Raw genomic sequence first — 2,852 nt, 5'->3', positions numbered from 1 at the left:
CCCCCTCCGTCGGCTTCGCCGACACCTCCCCCGCTGGGGGGAGGATTTGGTCCGCAACCCACCCATAGCCGCCCTTGGATCAACCCATGGCGAACCCACTCACCACAGCGTCTTGGCCGCCCGCTCGGCCCAGCCCGCGTCATAGGCCTCGCCGCCGACCTCGCCTGCGGTGACGGCCGCCAGCATGGCGCCGGGGGAGGGGATGGTCTTCGGATCGACGTGGCTTTCGGCCTTCCAAAGACCCGAACGAACGATGGCGCGGGCGCACTGGAAATAGGCTTCGTCGACCGTAACGATGGTCACCGTGCGGGGCGGCTTGCCGTCGACGGCGAAGCTGTCCAGCAGATCCGGATCGGCGCTGAGCCTGGCGCGGCCATTGACGCGGAAGGTCGTCCCCGAGCCTGGGATCAGGAACAGCAGGGCCACGCGGGGGTCGCGGACGATGTTGCGCAGGCTGTCCAGGCGATTGTTGCCGCGCCGGTCGGGCAGCATCAGCGTCTTGGGATCGGCGATGCGGACGAAGCCGGGCAGGTCGCCGCGCGGGCTGCAGTCCAGGCCTTCCGGGCCCACGGTCGCCAGGGCCACGAACGGCGAGGCCTGGATCAGGGCCGCGTAGTGTGGGGTGATGTGGTCGCTGACCTTGACGGTCGAGGCCGGGAGCGGGGCGGGCTGATACAGCGCCTCCAAGGCCTCGATGGTGGTGATGTCCATGCCGTGTCCTCCCCGTCCGAGCTTAGGGGCGGCCTGGGCGATCGGCAAATCAGCTGGCGAAGGCGCGGGCGCAGGCCTCGGCCAGATGGCGTGGCGAGATCGGCTTGTCGACGACGGGCTTGAAGCGGCCCTTCAACTGGTCGGCGTTGCCGGTGACATAGACGACCGGGATGTGGCCCAGGCGACTTTGGATGGCTTCCACGGCCTCGACACCAGTCCCTCCGACGATGCGATAGTCCGCGGTGATCAAGTCTGGAGGATGAGCGACCGCCAGGGCCAAGGCGTCGGCTGGACAGTCCGCGATGTCAAAGCTGGTGAAGCCTTGTTCGGCAAGAAGAGCCTCGACCTCGAAGGCCACGAGGATTTCATCCTCGATGATCAATACATGTCGGGCCTTTGCGTGCACGGTCATCGCCGCTGCTTTCTATCGAGTCCCACTATATATCAATGACGACGCGTCCTCGCGCGCCAGTCGCGTTTTCGTGATCGATGATACCGCTTTGGTTGAGTGACTTCCAGCCGATGGCTGCGCGGACGTGCGAACCACGCTATGGAAAGCCAAGCAGACAAGAACAGCAGGAGCGCCCTCGTCCATGTCCCAACCCTTGATCCTCACCGAGAAGCGCGGCCACGTCGCCATCCTGACCCTGAACAGGCCGGACGCGATGAACGCCCTGGGCGCGCCGGGCGACGGCGACCAGGTGGCGGCGGCCTGCGAGGCGATCAACGACGACCAGGACATCCGCTGCGTGATCCTGACCGGCGCGGGCAAGGCGTTTTCGGCCGGCGGCGACGTCAAGGCGATGAAGGCGCGCGAGGGCGCCTTCGCCGGCAACGGCGTGGCCGTGCGCGACGGCTATCGCAAGAACATCCACCGCATCGTGCGGGCCATCTACGGCCTTGAGGTCCCGTCGATCGCGGCGGTGAATGGTGCGGCCATCGGCCTGGGCTGCGACGTGGCCTGCATGACCGACATCCGCATCGCCGCCGACACGGCCAAGTTCGGCGTCACCTTCCTGAAGCTCGGCCTGATCCCCGGCGACGGCGGCGCCTGGCTGATGCCGCGCACGATCGGCATGAGCCGCGCGGCCGAGCTGCTGTTCACCGGCGATGTCATCGACGCGGCCAAGGCGGCCGAGTGGGGCCTGGTCAGCAAGGCCGTGCCGCACGCCGACCTGATGGGCGAGGCCCTGGCCCTGGCCGAGCGGATCGCCCAGCAGCCGCCGCACGCCCTGCGCATGGCCAAGAGCCTGCTCAAGCACGGCCAGACCGCCAGCTACGACACGCTGATGGAGATGAGCGCGGCCGCCCAGGCGATCGCCCACCACACCGAGGACCACATGGAAGGCGTCGAGGCGATCCTCGAAAAGCGCGCGCCGGTCTTCAAGGGCGCCTGAGGATGGGCAAGGAAGCCAGCGGCGTCTGGGGCCAGCTGTCCGACGGCGAGAGCGAGGGCAAGCTCCTGTGGGAGCCGCCGAAACTGATCTTCCGCGGCGCCTATCGCGGCATCTACCAGGGTCACGCCCTCAAGAACGTCCGCGCCGAGGGAGATGACTTGGTGCTCAGCGACGGCACCCGCTTCACCCTGGAGCCCGGCCAGGCCGACAAGTGGGTCCACGCCATCCTCAACCCGCCCTCGCGCCTCGACAAGCTGGGGGTGAAGCCCGGCATGACCGTCGTGATCGACGGCGTCGAGGACGAGGCCTTCCTCGACGAGCTAAGCACGCGCGTGGAGCCGGTCGAGGCCGAGGAGGGGATCGACCTCCTGTTCCTGGCCGCCGAGGACCTGGCCGACCTCGACCGCATGGACGACTGGAAGGGCGCCCTGGCCGACAAGGGCGCGATCTGGGTGGTCGCGCGCAAGGGCAAGGGCGCGCCGCTGAAGGACGTCGAAATCCTCGAAGCGGTGCGAGGCCTGGGGTTCACGGACACCAAGGTCTGCGCATTCTCAGCGACCCACACCGCGCTGCGGTTCGTGAGGCGCAAGGGCGGCTAGAGCCGTTCATCGCGCGGTGGCGGGCGGACGGTGGGGCGTAGATTTCAACGTCCGCTTGCGACCCTGGTCGGACTGGCTTCCCTCTCCCCCTGCGGGAGAGGGTGGCCGCCGAAGGCGGTCGGGTGAGGGGTCGCGCTCCGCTATC

Annotated in this window: 4 protein-coding genes; 2 read left to right on the top strand and 2 right to left on the bottom strand. The window is 68.2% G+C overall.

Annotated features, from left to right (window positions below; translation table 11 throughout):
• Positions 1-99 precede the first annotated feature (99 nt).
• Both AX690_RS19215 and AX690_RS19210 read right to left on the bottom strand, forming a co-directional pair.
• Complete coding sequence (locus tag AX690_RS19215) at positions 100-711, bottom strand: pyridoxamine 5'-phosphate oxidase family protein (protein ID WP_066683561.1); 612 nt, start codon at positions 709-711, stop codon at positions 100-102.
• Between the two features lie 49 nt (positions 712-760).
• Positions 761-1,123 (bottom strand): response regulator, encoded by a 363-nt coding sequence (locus tag AX690_RS19210; RefSeq protein ID WP_066683559.1) that lies wholly within the window; start codon positions 1,121-1,123, stop codon positions 761-763.
• A 181-nt stretch (positions 1,124-1,304) separates the two neighbouring features.
• Here AX690_RS19210 and AX690_RS19205 point away from each other — a divergent pair, with 181 nt between their 5' ends.
• Together AX690_RS19205 and AX690_RS19200 are read left to right on the top strand one after the other, a co-directional pair.
• On the top strand, positions 1,305-2,108 hold the full coding sequence (locus tag AX690_RS19205; protein ID WP_066683558.1) for a crotonase/enoyl-CoA hydratase family protein: 804 nt from the start codon (positions 1,305-1,307) through the stop codon (positions 2,106-2,108).
• Between the two features lie 2 nt (positions 2,109-2,110).
• On the top strand, positions 2,111-2,707 hold the full coding sequence (locus AX690_RS19200) for a DUF3052 family protein (protein ID WP_066683557.1): 597 nt from the start codon (positions 2,111-2,113) through the stop codon (positions 2,705-2,707).
• Positions 2,708-2,852 lie beyond the last annotated feature (145 nt).

Source organism: Caulobacter sp. CCH9-E1, assembly GCF_001556515.1.
Classification (GTDB): Bacteria; Pseudomonadota; Alphaproteobacteria; order Caulobacterales; family Caulobacteraceae; genus Caulobacter.
This window is presented reverse-complemented; position numbering and strand designations above follow the sequence as displayed.